We start from the raw sequence: 18,220 nt of genomic DNA, 5'->3' as shown, positions 1-18,220 counted from the left end.
CGCCTTAAAGCGTCTAAAGCCGACCGCGTACAGGGCTATTCTTTGGATTCCGCCTCCGGTCCCACCGTCTTGTGCACGACGAGCTCGTCGACTTCGAGGCGTTTGATCCGCAGCCGGTCGATCTTCGCATTGCCGGCGCGTATCGAGCCGACAGCAAGGCGGCCGATTGCCAGCGCGCCGATCGCGGTGGCACCGACCGCCAATGCACCGACCGCCGCCGCGCCGAGTGCGCGCGCAGACGAAATACGGCGCTGCTTTGCAAGGGGCCGCTCGGCCGTTTCGGCGGGACTATTCCGCCGCCTCGACACGATCTTCTTCGGCGGCCTCGATTTCAGCCGCCTTCGCTTCGACCAGCTCGACGATATGGTCGATCATGTCCGCATCCTGGACGTGATGATCGGTGACGCCGGAGAGATAGACCATATGTTTGCCCGCGCCGCCGCCGGTGATGCCGATATCGGTTTCGCGCGCCTCGCCCGGCCCGTTGACCACGCAACCCAGCACCGAGAGCGAGAGCGGCGTATGGATATGCTGGAGCCGCTCTTCGAGCGTCTGGACTGTGCGGATGACATCGAATCCCTGCCGCGCGCAGGACGGGCAGGAGACGACCCGGACGCCGCGTGTGCGGACGCCGAGGCTCTTGAGGATCTCATAGCCGACGCGCACCTCGTCTTCCGGCTCCGCCGACAGCGAGACGCGGATCGTATCACCTATGCCCGCCCATAGCAGGTTGCCGATGCCGATCGCCGATTTCACAGTGCCGCCGATCAGCCCGCCGGCCTCGGTAATTCCGACATGGAAGGGGCAGTCGACAGCCTCGCCGAGCTGCATGTAAGCGGCGACAGCAAGGAAGACGTCGCTCGCTTTCACCGCGACCTTGAACTCGTGGAAATCGTGATCCTGCAGAATCTTGATATGGTCGAGCGCGCTTTCGACCAGCGCCTCGGGGCAGGGCTCGCCATATTTTTCGAGCAGGTGCTTTTCGAGGCTCCCGGCGTTGACGCCGATGCGGATCGCGCAGCCATTGGCCTTGGCCGCCGCAATCACTTCCTTCACGCGGCTCTCGCTGCCGATATTGCCCGGATTGATCCTGAGGCAGGCCGCGCCGCCATCCGCGGCTTCGAGCGCGCGCTTATAGTGAAAATGGATATCGGCGACGACGGGCACCTTGGCGGCGCGCGTGATCTGTTTGAAGGCGGTCGTCGATTCTACGTCCGGGCAAGAGACGCGAATGATATCGACCCCGGCTTCCTCGCACCGGCGGATCTGGTCGATCGTCGCCTTGGCGTCCGAGGTCGGCGTGTTCGTCATGGTCTGCACGGTGATCGGCGCATCGCCGCCGACCGGCACATTGCCGACCATGATCTGCCGCGTCTCGCGGCGCGCAATATCTCTCCAGGGGCGTATAGACATGGGGTTTCTATAGAGCCTGACCGTTACCAATAAAAGGCATTCTCCCGGCCTCACGCGCTCGCGGGCAATTCGCGCTGCGAAAAACCCCTTCCAACCAACGCGGAAATATATCGTCATAGCGAAAAGCTATCGATGGATACCCTTTCTTTCGATACGCGCAATTCGCATTTGTCCGCTAGACGACAGTTCAATTCGCTAACCAACGAGGCATCAACATGAAATTCCGTTCTATCGCCGCCGCGCTCGCGGCCACCACATTCATGGTTTCGGCACCGGCCGCCGCCCAGCAGGCGGGCGACGTGCAACTGCGCGTTTTCGCCACGGGTATCCTCCCCAGCGGCGATATCGACGAAGTGGAACGCGACGATTTCGGCCTGCCGGCCGGATCGCAAACGCGCGTGACCGACAGCATCGTGCCGACAATCGCCGCGGAATATTTCATCTCCGACACTTTCTCGATCGAAACCATCTGCTGCATCTCGCCGCATGACGTGGAAGGCACCAATGCGCTTGCCGGCGTCGAGCTGATCGACGACGCGATCGTGCTGCCGGCCACCGTCACCGCCAAGGTGCACTTCCCGATCGGCGATTCCGTCCGGCCCTATATCGGCGCGGGACCGGCCCTCTTCTTCATCTTCAGCGAAAATGTCGGCACAGGCGCCGCAGCGCTCGGCATCGACGATGTCAATCTGTCGAACGAATTCGGCGTGGCGCTGCAGGCCGGTGCGGACTTCACCCTCAACGATAACGGCCTCGTCTTCGGCATCGACGTGAAGCGCTATTTCATCGGTACGACGGCGACCTTCTCGGCCGGCGGCACCGAATTAATCCGCACCGATCACGATCTCGATCCCTGGGTCGTGAGCGCGGGCCTCGGCTTCCGTTTCTGACGTTCCAGCGCGTCCGGACCGGGCGTATCTGGATAGCTCCCAAGGGGCCCGGCGGCAGATGCAGTCGGGCCCCTAAATTTTTGTGCGGCCGGTTGCGCGGCTTTATGCCGCGTGACTGCGCCTGCGGTCATTTATGCCGGAAGACCGGCCCTCTTGCCCTCTTTTCAACGCGTAGAGCGCTTTGTCGGCGATCATCATGACAGCATCGGCGCTCTCGCCGTCGCGTCCTGAAAGCGCATGACCGATACTGCCGGTAACCGGGATGCGATGGCCATCGACTTCGGCCGGGCGCGACAAGGCTGCCAGGAAAGCGGTGGTGCGGGCCGAGGCCACGCCCTCATCGGTCACCGCGTTCATCAGGATGAGGAATTCATCGCCGCCCAGCCTACCGACGAGCTCGCCAGGTTGCGCCGCGTCGCGCAGCCTGTGCGCAACACGCTGCAGCAATGTATCGCCGACATGATGGCCGAGCGTATCATTGATCTGTTTGAAGCCGTTGAGATCGAGAATCGCGATCGCATAGCCCGTCCCGTCCCGGGCTTCAGCATCGGCTTCATCCAGCGCATCCATGATCGCGCGGCGATTGGCGAGGCTTGTCAGCGCGTCGGTATGCGCCAGCCGCCGAATCTCTTCCGCCATCACGATGCCATCAACGATCCGCTGATAGCTCTCCATGAGAAATATGATCATCAGCACGGCGATCGAGATCATGCTGGCACCGAGGATCGCGCCTTCGAAATCGCCGAACAACAGCAGATAGAGTGCCGCAGGCATGATGCCGGCTATCAGCACACCGATCGCCGTCCGCCGGATCGGCGCCAGACAATGGGCGATGCAGGTTGACCCGAAAACCAGCGACACCGGAATGAGTATCATATCGGCGAATGTGGGCGTCGTCAGCGCATAGACCGACCATGCACTCAACCCCGAGATTCCGCCAACTGAAACAAGGGTAAGGCCGCGCAGCGTTTTCTCCGGATTGCGCATCGGTTGAGCCGAATGCGCACGCCAGATCCACTGGATCATCCGCAAAAACGCCGCAATCGCCACCACGCCCATCCAGGCATAGCTCGAAACGGCCAACCCCTTGTGAAAACACAGCACCAAGATCAAAGTGATGTTGAATAGCGCCACCGCATAGATCATCGGAACATGTTCGAGCGCACGTTCGATCTGTACGGACCGGATGCGCTGCGTCACATCACCGGGCAACGCACCGCCACCGGCCGCCCGTAGCAAGGTCGGTGCACCATAACTGCCCGAAAATCCCGCCAAAACCACCCTCCATAACCACGATTTTCCTGCCTAGATTTCTATGGTGAAAAGAGTGTTAAGACTGGAATGGCGTGTTGTGGCGATCTAGCATGCAAAACCCGTGCGGCAGCAGCGATTTCGTCCAGTCACACATAATTGAGTCGAAAGGGATAGAAACAATGCCCGCCATGCTCGTCACCGGCGCCAATCGCGGCATCGGACTAGAATTCGCCAGACAATATGCGGCCGACGGATGGTCGGTGATCGCTACGGCGCGAAAGCCCGAGGCGGCGACGGAACTCACGGCCATTGGCGGGGTAGAGGTGAAGCAGCTCGATGTCGCGGATGCGGACAGCATCGACGCCTTTGTCGCAGCGCTGGGCGACCGCCCGATAGATCTCTTCGTCAACAATGCCGGGGTCTATGGCAGCAGGGATCTCGACCGCGAAGACTGGCTGAAGACGCTCGAAATCAACAGCGTCGCGCCGACCCTGCTTGCTGCACGACTCAAGCCCAATGTCGCAGCGTCCGAGCACAAGAAGATGGCGGTGATCACCAGCAAGATGGGGTCTATCGCCGATAATGGGCGCGGTGGCGCGATCATCTATCGCTCGTCCAAGGCGGCAGTAAATGCGGCCTGGAAATCGCTGGCCATCGATTTCGCCGATGCGGGTATCGCCGTCGTGATCCTGCACCCCGGCTGGGTCCAGACCGATATGGGCGGGCCCAACGCACTGATCGATGTCGAGACGAGCGTGTCGGGTCTCCGCGCGGTGATCGACGCACTGTCGTTGCAGACGAGCGGCCGCTTCACCGCCTATGATGGGAGCGAAATTCCCTGGTAATCGGGCGGCTGCGTCGACCGCCTTCCAATTCACACTGTCCTACGGGGCCCGCTTCGCGCTAAGGTCCGGCTCGCAATGGATGGTTACAGCATTACCCGACTTCACACGCGCCGCCGGAAGGTCACAGTCGAAGCCGCATTGGGCCGCTCGAATTCCCAGTTTTCCGGGGATGTGCGGCAAAGGTCACACAAAAGAAAAACGCCGCTCGGTGTAAACCGGTCCGCATGAGCTGGAAGGAGGAAATCGAGGAGCTCCGGCAGCGCGAAGCGTTCGCCGAGGAGATGGGCGGCGCGGAGAAAGTCGCGCGCCAGCATAATCGCGGCAAACTCGATGCACGGGAACGGATCAAACGGCTTGTCGATGCAGACAGTTTTCGCGAGATCGGCAAGATTGCCGGGCGCGGGGACTATGACGAAGCCGACACTCTCGTCCATGCCGCGCCGAGCAACCTGATCTTCGGCCGCGGCGATATCGACGGGCGGCCGGTCGTCGCTTCTGCCGACGACTTTACCGTGCGCGGCGGCGCGGCCGATGCAGCGCTCCACCGTAAATTCGTCCAGTGCGAGAAGATGGCGCATGAACTCGGCATTCCCCTCATCCGCATGATCGACGGCACGGGCGGCGGCGGTTCGGTCAAAACACTGGAGACCATGGGCTTCACCTATGTCCCCGCCGTGCCCGGCTGGGACGACATCATGCGCAATCAGGAAACCGTGCCGGTCGTTGCGCTGGCGCTCGGCCCGACTGCGGGCATGGGCGCAGCGCGGACCGTCGCCAGCCATTATTCGGTCATGGTGCGCGGCCTGTCCCAGATTTTCGCGGCCGGCCCGGTCGTCGCGCAGGCGATCGGCGAAGATGTCGATAAGGAGGGGTTGGGCGGCAGCGATATCCATACCCGCAACGGCGTGGTCGACGACGAGGTTGCAGATGAGGACGAGGCATTTGCCGCGGCCCGGCGCTTCCTCTCTTACCTGCCGAGCAATGTGAACGAACGCGCGGCGCGCTGGTCGAACGACGACCCCGTCGACCGGCGCGAAGAGGCTTTGCTCTCCATCGTCCCGCGCGACGACAAGCAGGTCTATTCGATGCGCGCCGTGATGGAGGCCGTTTTCGACCGGCACAGCCTGTTCGAAATGGGCCGGCGCTGGGGCCGCGCGGCGATCACGGCTTTCGCACGGCTCGATGGCTGGCCGGTCGCGGTGCTCGCCAACGACCCCAGCTATCTCGGCGGCTCCTGGGAAGCGCTGACGAGCCAGAAGGTGAAGCGCTTTTGCGAGCTGGCCGAGCAGTTCCGCCTGCCGGTCGTCCACCTTGTCGACAATCCGGGCTTCATGGTCGGCGTCGAGGCGGAGCGGACGGGTACGATCCGGTACGGCGTGGAAGCGATGAACGCCGTCTATAAGGCGACCGTGCCCTGGGCCAGCGTGATCGTGCGGCGGGCATACGGGATTGCGGGCAGCGCAATGAGCAATGCCGAGCGCTTCCAGTACCGTTTCGCCTGGCCGAGCGGCGATTGGGGGTCGTTGCCCATCGCCGGTGGGCTCGAGGCGGCCTACAAGTCCGACATCGAAGCCGCTGAGGACCCGGCGGCCCGGCTCGCGGAGATCAAGGCGAAGCTGGAGGCCGTGACATCGCCCTTCCGCACGGCCGAGAAGTTCAGCGTCGAGGATATTATCGACCCGCGCGACACACGGCCGCTGCTCTGCGAGTTCGCGGATCTGGCGTGGCGGAAATTACAAGCGGGACAGGCGGACAGCAGAGGAGAGTGACATGCGTGTAGCAATAGCGTTGGCCATCGCGACCCTTTTTACGGCAAGTCAGCTATCGGCGCAGCCTGCCGCCGTTCAGGGCCGTTGGACGCTCGTAATCCACGGTGGCGCGGGCGTGATCGAACGGGACCGCCTCACGCCCGAACAGGATGCGGCGATCCGCGCCGCGCTGAACGCAGCGCTCGAAAGCGGCAGCGCGGTCCTGCGCGAAGGCGGGGCGTCTCTGGACGCGGTCGAAGCCGCCATTCGCGTGCTGGAGGATGATCCGAACTTCAATGCAGGGCGCGGTGCGGTTTTCACCTATGACGGCACGATCGAGCATGACGCGTCTATCATGGACGGGCGCAACCGTTCTGCCGGCGCCGTAACCGGCACATCCCAGACCCGCTATCCCATCACTCTCGCACGCCGGGTCATGACGGAGTCGCCGCATGTCTTTCTGCGCGGCAGCGGGGCCGATCAATTCTCTGCCGAGCAGGGACTGGAGCAGGTCGAGAATAGCTGGTTCGCAACGGATCGCCGCCGGGAGCAGCTCGACGAGTTTCTCGCTCGCGAAGTCGGGGAAGTGAGCGCGTACGATATCGATATGAAATATGGCACGGTCGGTGCTGTCGCCGTTGATATGGACGGCAATGTCGCAGCCGGGACGTCGACCGGCGGCATGACGGGAAAGCGCTGGGGCCGGATCGGCGATTCACCGGTGATCGGCGCCGGCACCTATGCCGATAATCGGGCCTGCGCGGTTTCGGCAACCGGCACAGGCGAATATTTCATCCGCGTCGGCGTGGCGCATGAGATTTGCGCGCAGATTCGGTTTCGCTTCGAGCAGGAGCTTGCCCATGCGCGCGCATCCGTGCCGATGGCAGAAGACGGCATGCCCGAATATTATGTCGATGCGAGCGAATTCGGCCTGCAGCCGAATCAAGTCCAGGAGATCGCCGATAGCGTGATCGCCGAAATGGGCGCGCTGGGCGGCACGGGCGGCGTCATCGTGACAACGCCCTGGGGCACGGCCACCTATTCCTTCAACACGCCGGGCATGTATCGCGGCATGGCAGCGAGCGAGATGGACGCCAACGTCGCGATCTATGGAGACGAAGACTAGCGCGTTTCGTCCGCGTCCTTATCGTCGCGCATCTTGATCCAGCGCGGCGCAGGCGGATTGTGCCCGGGCGGCCAGCCTTCGCGCTGTCGCGTGCGGTCACCATCGGACTCTTCGGTCTGGTCGTGGAACAGCATGACCTGGGTCGGAAAGGGTAGATCGATACCTTTCGCCTTGGCCGTTTCGAAGATCGCCAGCAGCACGTCCGCCCGCACCCGGCCCATGTGCGAGTGCCGCCAGTCGGTCCACCAGCGCGCCTTCAGATCGATCGTCGAATCGCCAAGCGCCCAGGGAATGACCTGCGGCGGCGGATCGGTGAGCACGCCGGGCACATTGGCGATCGCGGCGAGAAAGGCAGCCCGCGCCGCCCGCGGTTCGTCGCCATAGCCGATCCCGATATCGACCTCGTCCCGCCGCTCGCTATGGGCCGTGTTGACCGTGACCGGAGAGGTATAGACATCGCTGTTCGGAATGATCACACGCCGGCCGTCATAGGTGCGGATCACGGTCGCGCGGCTTTCGATATGCTCGACCTCGCCCTCATAGCCGTCGACGATGATATGATCGCCGCGCAGATAGGGACGGCGGATCAGGAGCAGCAGCCCGGCAAGCAGGTTTTGCAGAATATCCTTGAACGCAAAGCCGATGGCCACCGAACCGATGCCGAGCATCGCCAAAATGTCGCCCGGGTTGACGGTGGGGAAGACGATGGCCGCCGCAGCGAGCAGCGCCAGCAGATAGAGGATGACCTTGGCGAGCGAGCCGAGCAGCGCGCCGAGATCAGGCCGGTCCCGCCGCTCCGCGAACATGCGGACGACGCGCGCCAGCAGCTTGCCGAACAGCCAGGCGAAGACCAGCAGCAGGATCGCCGCGATAATATTGGGCAGCTGAAAATAGAAGCCGTCGACAATGGCTTCGGTCTTCGACTGGATGAGCTCGATAGGCTCGAGGATGATGCGATCGGCTTCGGCGTTCATGCCCCTCCCCCAATGGCGGTGCCGAAAAAGCGGCTGCTCCGGCCCCGTCGACAGGCAATTATGAAGACGGCGCTAGCCGATCGGTACAACTGTTACCGCGCGCCGGTTCTGCGCCCAGCTTGCCGGGTCGGATCCGAGCGCGACGGGGCGTTCCTTGCCATAGCTGATGACGGTCATTCGCGAAGCATCGACGCCGCGCGCGGAGAGATAGTTGGCTGCGGCATTGGCGCGGCGTTCGCCAAGCGCGAGATTATATTCGCGCGTGCCGCGCTCGTCGCAATGCCCCTCGATCGTGACGCGCACGCTCGGATTGGCGAGCAGCCAGGCGGCTTGCGAGTCGAGGATCGCACGATCCTCCGGGTCGATATCGTAGGAATCGGTCTCGAAGAAGATCGTATCGCTCGCGGCCTGGGCGAGGAAGTCCGCGCGGCTGCCCGGCGCGGGACCGGTCGGGCCCGTGGGGCCGGTGTCCGGCGTCGTCGTGCCGACGGGTGGCGGCGGCAGATCGTCGGGCGCTTCGCGCGAGCAGGCACCCAGCGCGAGCGCAGAGCCCGCAGCGAGAAAAATCGCGGTTCTGGAAAACTGGGTCATGATCATGTCCTCTTCTTCTTGCGATGCGGCCCCGCCTTATGCCGCCATATATCGAGCGGGAGTCAAGTATGCAGCGCGCCGATCAGTTCCTGAGCGGCGACCAGGAGGGGTCGGACGCGCCGACCGGCGTCGGTAGGCGGCGGATCATCCGCCCCGTCACATCGACCGACCAGAGGGTCGGCAGGGCATTGCCGCGCGGCGTCCGGAAGAAATGGATGACGCGGCCATTGGGCGCCCAGCTCGGTCCTTCATCCTGCCAGCTGTTCGTGAGGATGCGCTCGCCCGATCCATCGGGGCGCATCACGCCGATCCGGAAACCGCCGCCCAATCGCGTAAAGGCGATCAGATTGCCGCGCGGGCTCCATTCAGGCGTCGCATAGCGCCCGCCGCCAAAGCTGATCCGCCGCTGGTTCGAACCGTCGGCATTCATCACGTATAGCTGCTGCCCGCCAGAGCGATCGCTTTCGAACACGATCCGGCGGCCGTCGGGCGAATAGCTGGCGCTCGTATCGATGCCCGGCGTATTGGTCAGCCGCACCGGCTGCCCGCCCGACACGGCCACACGGTAGATGTCGCTATTGCCGTTCACCGCCATCGAGAAGACGACATAGCGGCTGTCCGGTGAATAGCGCGGCGCGAAGGTCATATAGGGCGCATTGACGAGCAGCCGCTGCCGCCCGCTCTCCACGTCATAGATATAGACGCGCGGCTCGTCGTTCAGATAGCTCATATAGGTGATCGTTCGGCCGTCCGGTGCGAAGCGCGGCGTCAGCACGATCGACTGTCCGTTGGTGAGGAAGCGGTGATTGGCGCCATCGGTATCCATGACCGCGATGCGGCGCACGCGGTTATCCTTGGGGCCGCTCTCGGCAACATAGACGATGCGGCTGTCGAAATAGGCGCCCTCGCCGGTCAGCCGCGCATAGACCATATCGGCACAGCGATGCGCGGCGCGGCGCCAATCGGCGTAATCGACTTCGTAACCCGCACGCTCCAGCGGCGCCTGGGCGAACACATCGTAGAGATAGCAGCCGACCGTCAGCCGGCCGTTGCTGCCGGCCTGCACATAGCCCTGAACCAGATTTTGCGCGCCAACCTGGCTCCAGGCCGGATAATCGGGCGCGGTCACCTGCGGCATATCGACATCGCGGAGGAACTGGCGCTCGACCGGATTGAAAAAGCCGGAATTGCGCAGATTATCCTCGATGACGCGTGCCACCTGCCGCCCGAGGTCCGCTGTATTGCCCGCCGGCGTATCTACGGCACGGGGCGTCGGCATATCCGGCACAGCAATCGCGGTCGGGTTGGAGATACCACCGATGACATCGCCCTCGATCGGGCCCGATATCCCGGCCTCCTGTGCCACAGCCGCGCTGCCCAGCATGGCGAGGCACAGACCCAGCGCGAACCGCCGCAGGGTGGAAATCGTGGGAAGGGAAATAGCCATGATGCGCATGCTCCTCAGGTCAATTGCGCCGGAATGAAGTTCAGAACCACATCGCTCCAGCCATTCTCATAGAGCGCGTCGGGCAGCGGCGGCATCGGACAGCGCGGATTGAGCACCGCACTGCGCGCCGCTTCCACCATCTGCGACTCATATTGTCGGTTCGAACCGTTCACGCCCCGTGCGCCGAGCACGCTAACTTGGCTGCGGCTGAGCGAACCGTCGCGCGACGGCTGGATACGCAGGCGGACGACAATGTCCTCGGCCGATGTCCCGCTCAACGAGCCGAGATTGTAACAGGGCCGTACCGCATTCACGATCCGGCTGATGAGGTTGGACCGGTCCGCCCCACTGACAGGCGCCTGCGAACGGGACGTGCCGCTATCATTTGTCGAGCCGATCCCATCCGTGATTCCGGCAATGCGCGACGTGCGGCGCTGTTCGCGTGGCGGGCGGCGTTCGGGGCGGGTCTCGGGTCGCCGTTCGGTACGGCGCTCCGCCGGGCGAGGCGGGGCGGGCGTCGGCGTGATGCTGGGTTGCGGGAGCGGTTCGATATCCGGCGGATCCATAACATCGATTTCGTCCGCGAGATCGCGGCGCTCGGCAGCTGGAGCAGGCCGGTCGGCGGCGGACGCGAAGGCGCCGATATCGTCGCTCAGCGTGACCGCAACCGCCTCCCGGCGGGGCAGCTCCTCGCGCGTCAGCAGGGTGACGGACAGGATCGCGAAGAGCGCGACATGGCCGATGGCCGCCGCGCCGAGCGCAATGCGCTCCGCCCGATCCACTAGATCGGCTCCACATCGGCGGGGTCGAGCAACTCGACATCGTCAGCCTGAGGCGCATCGTCGTCGGTACTTTCTGCCGCATCCGGCACGCTGCTCTCTCCGGGCGCGGTCGTGAGCAGCGAAATCCGATTAAGCCCCGCCCGGTTGAGCTCGCCCATGACGAGCATCACCCGGCCATAATCGAGCCGTGTGTCCGCGCGCAGGAACACCGCATGGCCTTCCGGCCCGGCCGGCTGTTCGGCAATCGCGGCAAAGGTCGACGCCAGTTCAAGATCGGTGACCGCAATATCGTCGACGAAAATCTGGCCACTCTCGTCGATCGCGATCTGGGTCGGCTCGCTTTCCTGGTCGAGCGCACCCGCCCGGCTTTCGGGCAATTGTACCGGCACGCCGGACGCGAGCAGCGGTGCCGTCACCATAAAGATGATCAGCAGCACCAGCATCACGTCGACGAAGGGCGTCACATTGATCTCGGACATCGGCACGCGCCGGCCACGCACGGACTCGGAGGGAAGCTGCATCGCCATGGCCTAACGCGTCGCCTCCAGCTCGTGGCTCAGCGTTGCGTGCAGGCCATCCGCATAGCGCGTCAATCGGGCTTCGAGCCGGTTCAGGCCGTGCGTCAGACGGTTATAGGCGATCACAGCCGGTATGGCCGCAAACAGGCCGAGCGCCGTCGCGAACAGCGCTTCGGCGATACCCGGGGCGACCACATCGAGGCTGGTCGACGCCTGGCCCGCGATATCGGTAAAGGCGCGCATGATGCCCCAGACCGTCCCGAACAGGCCGACAAAGGGGGCGACCGAACCTACGGTCGCCAGGATGTTGAGCCGGTCGGTCAGCTTGTCCATTTCGGCTGCCACCGCCGCACCCATCGCCGTCGCCAGCCGCTGACGCGTGCCGGGCCGGTCGATCGTGCCATTCTTGGTCGAACGCCGCCATTCGGCGAGTCCGGCACTGAATACCTTGGCTGCGGAGTTTTCGTCGCCGCCGCGCGCGTCATAGAAGCGATCGATATCCTCGGCGCGCCAGAAATCACGCTCGAACCGCTCGCTCCGCTTGCGCATCCCGCCGATCTTGCGGCCATGGCTGATGATGATCGCCCAGGTCCAGATACTGGCAAGCAGCAGCCCGGTCATCACGAGCTTCACGACGATATCGGCCTGCATGAACAGCGTCAGCGGGTTCATCAGCGATTCGCTCGCGCCGAATTCGAATCCTCCCATAGCGGTTATTAGTCTCCCATTTCCAAACGCTTGAACGCATCGATCCATTCGCGCGGCTGGCGTTTCGGCCGTCCGTTTGCGGCAAGCAAAGCTGCCGTCACGTCACCTTGCGTCAATATGTCGCGCCCGCGCATGACTCGCTGATGAATGGCGCAGCTTGCGGCGCGCACGCCGGTCACATGGCTGAGCACGACCAGATTATCATCGAGCTTGGCCGGAGCACGGTATTTGATCGCGAGATCGACCACCGCATAGGCGCCCTCGCCCGCCTCCATCCGCGCGCGCTGATCGACGCCGGCGAGCCGCAGCATGTCAGACCGGGCGCGCTCCATGAAGCGCAGATAATTGGCATGATAGACGATTCCGGAAAGGTCCGTATCCTCGAAATAGACGCGCACGGGAAAGCGATGCTGCTTGCCGTCAAAATAGCCGGATACCGGCCGATCGCGCGTTTCGTCGCTCATATCTCCAGCCTTAGCGGGGCGGGACTCGCCGGAAAAGCACGGATTTTCGGGTTGTCGCTGCGGGGGAACGGGCGAGCGTGCTAATCGAACAGCCCGTCTTCCGCACCCTGCGGCGGATTGAGGCCCAGATGTTTCCAGCCACGCCCGTTCAACTGCCGCCCGCGCGCCGTCCGCGCGACGAGGCCGAGCTGGATCAGATAGGGTTCGATCACTTCCTCGATCGTATCGCGCGGTTCGGAGAGGCCCGCGGCCAGCGTTTCGACGCCAACCGGGCCGCCTTTGTATATGTCCGCGATCATGGTGAGATAGCGCCGGTCCATCAGGTCGAGCCCCAGCGCATCGACTTCGAGCCGGTTGAGCGCGGCGTCGGCCGTCTTCGCATCGACCTCGCCAACGCCGTCGACATTGGCGAAATCGCGAACCCGCCGCAGCAGCCGCCCGGCGATCCGCGGTGTACCGCGCGCCCGGGCCGCGATCTCGCGCGCGCCATCTTCGGTGATCGCGAGATCGAGCAGGCTCGCCGCGCGCCGCACCACCTGTTCGAGTTCGTCAACGCTGTAGAAATTGAGCCGCACCGGTATACCGAAGCGATCCCGGAGCGGCGTCGTGATCAGCCCCTGCCGCGTCGTCGCGCCGACCAAAGTGAATTGCGGCAAGTCGATCCGCACTGAGCGGGCCGAAGGCCCTTCACCGATGATGAGATCAAGCGCGCGGTCCTCCATCGCCGGATAGAGGATCTCCTCGACTGCAGGATTGAGCCGGTGAATCTCGTCGATGAACAGCACATCGCCATCCTCAAGGTTCGTCAGCAGCGCCGCGAGATCGCCAGCCTTGGCGATCACCGGACCGGATGTGGCACGAAACCCAACGCCGAGCTCGCGCGCGACGATCTGCGCCAGCGTCGTCTTGCCGAGCCCCGGCGGACCGAACAGCATGACATGGTCAAGCGCATCCGACCGCCCTTTCGCGGCCTCGATAAAGACGCGCAGATTGTCGCAGGCCGATTTCTGCCCGATAAATTCGGCAAGCGTCTTGGGCCGCAGTGCCGCATCGGCGTCCTCCGGCTTTCGCTCTGGCGAAACATGGCGATCAGTATCGGTCATCGGACAATCGCCACGATGATGATGCAGATGAAAAGCGCAATGGTGAGCAAGGGCAGCAGCGTCAGCGGCCGCCGATAGGCGATCCGCGGATCGGGCGTATCGCCATCCGCGCGATTCTGCCGGTCGTCGCTATCAGTCATAATGCTCGACCTCGTCGCCCGGGATGGTCACCCAGCTATGCTTGCGCGCTTCCCAGACCGAAAATTTCGGCGGCGGGAAATCGGGATTCGTGAACAGCCCGACGGGAATGGCGATCGCGTCCGGCATCGGCCCGCCAGTATACCAGACCGTCGTGCCGCAGACCGGGCAGAAATGATAGCGCGTGACATTGCCCGCATCGGTCGTGCGTTCCCAAAGGGTGCTCTCGCCTTCGATAACGACCTTGTCCTTCGGCCAGCGCGCCTGTTCGCCGAACGGCGACCCGCTGCGCTGCTGGCAGGCGAAGCAATGGCAGACGGAAACGCGGATGGGCTCGCCCTCGCAGGTCGCGGAAAGCTGACCGCAGCGGCATGAAGCGGTCCGGTCAGTCATTCGCTGCCTCGTCGAGATGCGTTCCACATTCGCTACATACACGCTTCGGCCATAGTCGGTTTCCACCAACAAAAGGACCAATACGCCCGTTTTCATCCTCAGTCCGGAGCGGCGATTTCCCACATGAGGGGCACCCGGCAAATGCGACCGTGAGCGCATATGCTACAAATGCTGCGCAGAACAAAACCATGACGACATCAAATGGCACAGTCTCAAATGCGGCGATGACAAAGGACAAGCAAAATAGAAATAGGCTCAGCAAAAGAGCGGCACCTGTCCGGCCGTACTCGGTCGATAGCGGGAGACGTTTTGGTGCCGTCCTCACTTCGCTGCCCTTTTTAGCGCGACGCGGACGAGCGCATCCAGCCCCGCATCCGCGCCAAGCTCGCCCTGCGCGGCCGCCACGGCCGCGCTCGCTTCCGCAGGCTTGAAGCCGAGATTGAGGAGCGCAGACACAGCGTCGGCGGAGGGGCCGGACGGTGCGGACGCAGCGCTACCACCCGCTGCTGCCGGAATAGCGCCGACCTTGTCCTTCAGCTCGTTCGCGATGCGGCTGGCGAGTTTCGGGCCGACGCCCGGCGTGCGCGCGAGCATCGCGGCATCGCCCGCCGCGATCGCCGTCTGAATCTCCGCCGTCTCCAGCGTCGAGAGGATCGCCAGCGCGACCTTGCTACCGACGCCCTGCACGCTGCCGAGCATCCGGAACCAGTCGCGCTCGCCGGCGCTCGCAAAGCCGACAAGCCGGATGAAATCGTCGCCGACCAGCATCTCGGTATGGATCGTCACATCGCCGCCGACCGGGCCGAGCGCTTCCAATGTCCGCGTCGATGCCGCAACCTGATAGCCGACGCCTTGCACATCGATCACCGCATGATCGGCGGCGCTTGCCTCGAGCACCCCTTTGAGCTTGGCGATCATGCCGCTGCCCCAACCGCTCGCGCACTGGCCCGGTGATGGGCGTGGGTGATTGCAATCGCCAGTGCGTCAGCCGCGTCTGCGCCCGCGATCTTCGCGCCGGGCAGCAGGACGGACACCATCGCATGGATCTGCGCCTTGTCCGCGCCGCCCGTACCGACAACGGCCTTCTTTACGAAGCGCGCCGCATATTCGCCGATCGGCACGCCGGTATCCGCGAGCACGAGCATCAGCGCGCCGCGCGCCTGGCCGAGCTTCAGCGTGGATTGCGCATTGGTGTTGACGAACACTTCCTCAATCCCGGCTTCATCGGGTGCGTGTTCGGCGAGTATAGCGCGCAATCCTTCGGCCAGCGTCGCCAGCCGCTCCGACATCGACGCCTTCGCATCGGTCCGGATTTGCCCGTTCGCGATATGCGACAGGCTGTTGCCCTTCGCCGTAATGACGCCCCAGCCGGTGCAGCCGAGCCCCGGATCGAGGCCGATCAGCTTCAGTTGAGCTTCTCCATAATCTCGTCCGAGACATCGTAATTGCCCCAGACGGTCTGAACGTCGTCATTATCGTCAAGCGTGTCGATCAGGTTGAGCAGCGTCTGCGCATCCTTTTCATCGACCGTCACCTCGATACTGGGCCGCCAGGCGAGTTTTGCGCCGTCCGGCTCGCCGAGCGATTTTTCCAGCGCGCTGGCGACCGCGTGGAGATCGTCGGCCGCTGTCCAGATTTCATGACTCTCATCGTCGGATGAAATGTCCTCGGCGCCGGCCTCCATCGCGGCTTCGAGCACTTTCTCCTCATCGCCCGCATCGGATTTATAGGTGATCAGCCCGAGCCGCTCGAAACCGTGCGCGACCGAGCCGCTCTCGCCCATATTGCCGCCATTCTTCGCGAAGATCGAGCGGACGTCGGAGACGGTGCGGTTGCGATTGTCGCTCAGCGTTTCGACGATCAGGCTGACGCCGCCCGGCCCGAAGCCTTCGAACGTGATTTCCTCATAATCCTCGGCATCGCCTCCGCTCGCCTTGTCGATCGCGCGCTGGATATTGTCCTTGGGCATCGATTGCGCACGCGCCGTCTGCACGGCGAGCCGCAGGCGGGGGTTCATGTCGGGATCGGGCGTACCCATCTTGGCCGCGACCGTGATTTCGCGGCTGAGTTTGGAGAAAAGCGCCGAGCGCTTCTTGTCCTGCGCGCCCTTGCGATGCTTGATATTTGCGAATTTACTATGGCCTGCCATCGGTCTCGTCTGTCTAGCTGTGTATCTGGCGAGGCCTTAGCGTAGCAGTGTGGCCCCGCGCAACGCTTCCGCCGAAAAGCGGATCAGGCATCGACAATCCGCTGCCAGGCCACATCGCGCCAGGCGCCGAATTTCCAGCCGACTTCGCGATAGATGCCGACCGGCGTGAAGCCGACCGATTTGTGCAGCCCCTCGCTAGCGTCGTTGGGCAGCGCGATACCGGCATAGGCGGCGTGAATGTCATGCGCCGCGAGGATCGGGAAGAGCGCCTCGTATAGGGCCGTGCCGACGCCTTTGCCCGTATGCGCATCCGGCACATAGATCGCGACGTCGCAAGAGAAGCGATAGGCGTGGCGCAGCCGGTGCGGCGAGCCATAGGCATAGCCGGCGACCGCCCCGTCCAGCTCGGCCACGACCCAGCCATGCGATGCGCGGAACCCATCGATCCGCCGTGCCATCTCACGCACCGACGGTACTTCTTCTTCGAAACTGACCCAGGTCTCTTCGACGAATGGCGCATAGATCGCCTGACACGCTTCGGCATCTTCGATGCCGCCGGGGCGGACCTTCACCGTCACGCCCGCTTCAACCGAGTTTCACCGCCGTGCCCGATACCGAGACCATGAGCATCGATCCCGTCTCGCCGATCACTTCATAATCGAGATCGACCCCAACCACGGCATCCGCGTCCGCATCCTCGGCCTCATGTTCGAGATCGGCGAAAGCCTCGCGCCGCGCGGTCTTGAGCGCCTTCTCATACGCGCCTGCCCGGCCGCCGACGATATCGCGCACCTTGGCGAACATGTCGGAAAACACATTGGCGCCGATAATAGCTTCGCCGGTCACAACGCCGCAATAGCGCGTGATCGGCCGGCCTTCGACCTCAGGCGTGGTGGTGATGATCATGCCGGGCTCCCTGTCTGTGCGCGGATCACCCTAGCCGATCGGTTCGATTATGCCAGCCCGGTGTCAGTCCATGCCGAGCGCGGATTTGTAGGTTTCGAGAAGATCGTCCTGTTCGCGGCGATCGTTGGTATCCATCTTCCTGAGGCTAACGACCTTGCGCATGATTTTCGGGTCATAGCCGACCGCCTTCGCCTCGGCATAGACGTCCTTGATATCGTCAGCGATGCCCTTCTTTTCTTCCTCGAGCCGTTCGATCCGCTCGATCAGGAGCTTGAGCCTGTCCGCCTGAATTGCGCCGTCCGCCATGGTCATCTCTTTCTGCGTGAGTATGGAAAGCGCGAGGCTCTAGGCGAGCGCGCGGCAAGCCTCAAGCGTTCTTCGCAACGCTTTCTTTCATCCGCTGCAATTGCTCCGGCGTCGCATCGCCCTGATAGCGGTCTTTCCATACCGCATAGGGCATGCCGTAGATCGCCGCGCGCGCCTGTTCCTTGGTCAGCGAGCCGTCCGCGGCGTCCATGATCCAGTCGGCCAGACAATTGCGGCAAAAACCCGAAAGCCCCATAAGATCGATATTCTCCGCATCGGTCCGGTGCCGGAGATGGGCGACAAGCCTGCGGAATGCAGCCGCTGCCACAGCATCGTCGATTTCGGGCATGATTGCGGAATCGGGCATCGTTTCGCCTCCATTGCAGTTGCACTGTAACGTTAAGGCTATAGAGCCAAGATCATAAGTCTAGGAAGCATTGTGGTTTCGGATACAGATCCTCGCCA

The 18,220-nt window shown here is 63.5% G+C and carries 24 protein-coding genes; 4 read left to right on the top strand and 20 right to left on the bottom strand.

Going from position 1 to position 18,220, the window contains the following annotated elements; translation table 11 throughout:
• Positions 1 to 35 precede the first annotated feature (35 nt).
• Positions 36 to 308 carry a hypothetical protein gene (locus Q0974_RS02135; protein ID WP_299322080.1) on the bottom strand — a complete coding sequence of 91 codons (273 nt, stop codon included), beginning with the start codon at positions 306 to 308 and terminating at the stop codon, positions 36 to 38.
• Positions 289 to 1,413 carry a flavodoxin-dependent (E)-4-hydroxy-3-methylbut-2-enyl-diphosphate synthase gene (ispG, locus tag Q0974_RS02130; RefSeq protein ID WP_299322078.1) on the bottom strand — a complete coding sequence of 375 codons (1,125 nt, stop codon included), beginning with the start codon at positions 1,411 to 1,413 and terminating at the stop codon, positions 289 to 291. The genes Q0974_RS02135 and ispG overlap by 20 nt, the downstream gene beginning before the upstream one ends.
• A 215-nt stretch (positions 1,414 to 1,628) precedes the next feature.
• Between ispG and Q0974_RS02125 the strand changes: the two genes are divergently transcribed.
• Entirely contained in the window at positions 1,629 to 2,303 is a 675-nt protein-coding gene (locus Q0974_RS02125; RefSeq protein WP_299322074.1) for an OmpW family outer membrane protein, read from the top strand.
• Between the two features lie 102 nt (positions 2,304 to 2,405).
• Here the strand turns inward: Q0974_RS02125 and Q0974_RS02120 are convergent, their stop codons facing one another.
• Positions 2,406 to 3,578, bottom strand: coding sequence for a diguanylate cyclase (locus Q0974_RS02120; RefSeq protein WP_299322071.1), 1,173 nt, complete (start codon positions 3,576 to 3,578; stop codon positions 2,406 to 2,408).
• 158 nt (positions 3,579 to 3,736) lie between these two features.
• On the opposite strand from Q0974_RS02120, the gene Q0974_RS02115 reads away from it, so the two are divergent.
• The 3 genes from Q0974_RS02115 (at position 3,737) to Q0974_RS02105 (ending at position 7,276) form a co-directional block, all read left to right on the top strand.
• A complete protein-coding gene (locus tag Q0974_RS02115) occupies positions 3,737 to 4,402 on the top strand; it encodes an SDR family oxidoreductase (RefSeq protein ID WP_299322069.1) in 666 nt (221 codons plus the stop codon).
• A 224-nt stretch (positions 4,403 to 4,626) separates the two neighbouring features.
• Positions 4,627 to 6,171: a carboxyl transferase domain-containing protein gene (locus Q0974_RS02110; protein ID WP_299322066.1), complete on the top strand. Its 1,545-nt coding sequence runs from the start codon at positions 4,627 to 4,629 to the stop codon at positions 6,169 to 6,171.
• A 1-nt stretch (position 6,172) separates the two neighbouring features.
• Complete coding sequence (locus Q0974_RS02105) at positions 6,173 to 7,276, top strand: isoaspartyl peptidase/L-asparaginase family protein (protein WP_299322063.1); 1,104 nt, start codon at positions 6,173 to 6,175, stop codon at positions 7,274 to 7,276.
• Here Q0974_RS02105 and Q0974_RS02100 read toward each other — a convergent pair.
• From Q0974_RS02100 to Q0974_RS02020, 17 genes are all read right to left on the bottom strand, one after another.
• Complete coding sequence (locus Q0974_RS02100; RefSeq protein WP_299322062.1) at positions 7,273 to 8,250, bottom strand: mechanosensitive ion channel family protein; 978 nt, start codon at positions 8,248 to 8,250, stop codon at positions 7,273 to 7,275. The two genes, Q0974_RS02105 and Q0974_RS02100, sit on opposite strands and share 4 nt — an antisense overlap.
• Positions 8,251 to 8,322: 72 nt before the next feature.
• Entirely contained in the window at positions 8,323 to 8,841 is a 519-nt protein-coding gene (gene pal / locus Q0974_RS02095) for a peptidoglycan-associated lipoprotein Pal (protein WP_299322060.1), read from the bottom strand.
• A gap of 82 nt (positions 8,842 to 8,923) precedes the next feature.
• Positions 8,924 to 10,225, bottom strand: a complete 1,302-nt coding sequence (gene tolB, locus Q0974_RS02090; protein WP_299322146.1) for a Tol-Pal system beta propeller repeat protein TolB — start codon at positions 10,223 to 10,225, stop codon at positions 8,924 to 8,926.
• 77 nt (positions 10,226 to 10,302) lie between these two features.
• On the bottom strand, positions 10,303 to 11,070 hold the full coding sequence (locus tag Q0974_RS02085; RefSeq protein WP_299322058.1) for a hypothetical protein: 768 nt from the start codon (positions 11,068 to 11,070) through the stop codon (positions 10,303 to 10,305).
• Positions 11,070 to 11,597, bottom strand: coding sequence for an ExbD/TolR family protein (locus Q0974_RS02080; protein WP_366943568.1), 528 nt, complete (start codon positions 11,595 to 11,597; stop codon positions 11,070 to 11,072). The genes Q0974_RS02085 and Q0974_RS02080 overlap by 1 nt, the downstream gene beginning before the upstream one ends.
• Before the next feature lie 3 nt (positions 11,598 to 11,600).
• Positions 11,601 to 12,296, bottom strand: coding sequence for a protein TolQ (gene tolQ / locus Q0974_RS02075; protein WP_299322056.1), 696 nt, complete (start codon positions 12,294 to 12,296; stop codon positions 11,601 to 11,603).
• 8 nt (positions 12,297 to 12,304) lie between these two features.
• A complete protein-coding gene (locus tag Q0974_RS02070; RefSeq protein ID WP_299322054.1) occupies positions 12,305 to 12,760 on the bottom strand; it encodes a YbgC/FadM family acyl-CoA thioesterase in 456 nt (151 codons plus the stop codon).
• A gap of 80 nt (positions 12,761 to 12,840) precedes the next feature.
• Positions 12,841 to 13,863, bottom strand: coding sequence for a Holliday junction branch migration DNA helicase RuvB (ruvB, locus tag Q0974_RS02065; protein WP_299322053.1), 1,023 nt, complete (start codon positions 13,861 to 13,863; stop codon positions 12,841 to 12,843).
• On the bottom strand, positions 13,860 to 14,003 hold the full coding sequence (locus Q0974_RS02060) for a hypothetical protein (RefSeq protein WP_299322051.1): 144 nt from the start codon (positions 14,001 to 14,003) through the stop codon (positions 13,860 to 13,862). Before Q0974_RS02060 ends, ruvB begins: the two co-directional genes overlap by 4 nt.
• Complete coding sequence (locus Q0974_RS02055; protein WP_299322049.1) at positions 13,996 to 14,394, bottom strand: GFA family protein; 399 nt, start codon at positions 14,392 to 14,394, stop codon at positions 13,996 to 13,998. Before Q0974_RS02055 ends, Q0974_RS02060 begins: the two co-directional genes overlap by 8 nt.
• Positions 14,395 to 14,715: 321 nt before the next feature.
• Positions 14,716 to 15,312, bottom strand: coding sequence for a Holliday junction branch migration protein RuvA (ruvA, locus tag Q0974_RS02050; protein ID WP_299322048.1), 597 nt, complete (start codon positions 15,310 to 15,312; stop codon positions 14,716 to 14,718).
• On the bottom strand, positions 15,309 to 15,803 hold the full coding sequence (ruvC, locus tag Q0974_RS02045) for a crossover junction endodeoxyribonuclease RuvC (protein ID WP_299322144.1): 495 nt from the start codon (positions 15,801 to 15,803) through the stop codon (positions 15,309 to 15,311). The genes ruvA and ruvC overlap by 4 nt, the downstream gene beginning before the upstream one ends.
• Positions 15,800 to 16,543: a YebC/PmpR family DNA-binding transcriptional regulator gene (locus tag Q0974_RS02040; protein ID WP_299322045.1), complete on the bottom strand. Its 744-nt coding sequence runs from the start codon at positions 16,541 to 16,543 to the stop codon at positions 15,800 to 15,802. The genes ruvC and Q0974_RS02040 overlap by 4 nt, the downstream gene beginning before the upstream one ends.
• 83 nt (positions 16,544 to 16,626) lie before the next feature.
• Positions 16,627 to 17,121 (bottom strand): GNAT family N-acetyltransferase, encoded by a 495-nt coding sequence (locus tag Q0974_RS02035; protein ID WP_299322042.1) that lies wholly within the window; start codon positions 17,119 to 17,121, stop codon positions 16,627 to 16,629.
• 7 nt (positions 17,122 to 17,128) lie between these two features.
• Complete coding sequence (locus Q0974_RS02030; protein WP_299322040.1) at positions 17,129 to 17,449, bottom strand: heavy metal-binding domain-containing protein; 321 nt, start codon at positions 17,447 to 17,449, stop codon at positions 17,129 to 17,131.
• Between the two features lie 63 nt (positions 17,450 to 17,512).
• Positions 17,513 to 17,755: a DUF2312 domain-containing protein gene (locus Q0974_RS02025; RefSeq protein WP_299322038.1), complete on the bottom strand. Its 243-nt coding sequence runs from the start codon at positions 17,753 to 17,755 to the stop codon at positions 17,513 to 17,515.
• Positions 17,756 to 17,816: 61 nt separating this feature from the next.
• On the bottom strand, positions 17,817 to 18,122 hold the full coding sequence (locus Q0974_RS02020) for a DUF1244 domain-containing protein (RefSeq protein ID WP_299322035.1): 306 nt from the start codon (positions 18,120 to 18,122) through the stop codon (positions 17,817 to 17,819).
• Positions 18,123 to 18,220 lie beyond the last annotated feature (98 nt).

Origin of the sequence: Parasphingopyxis sp. (assembly GCF_028279465.1) — a bacterium.
Classification (GTDB): domain Bacteria; phylum Pseudomonadota; class Alphaproteobacteria; order Sphingomonadales; family Sphingomonadaceae; genus Parasphingopyxis.
Note: the sequence above shows the minus strand (reverse complement) of the source record. Positions and strands in the feature narration are given on the sequence as shown.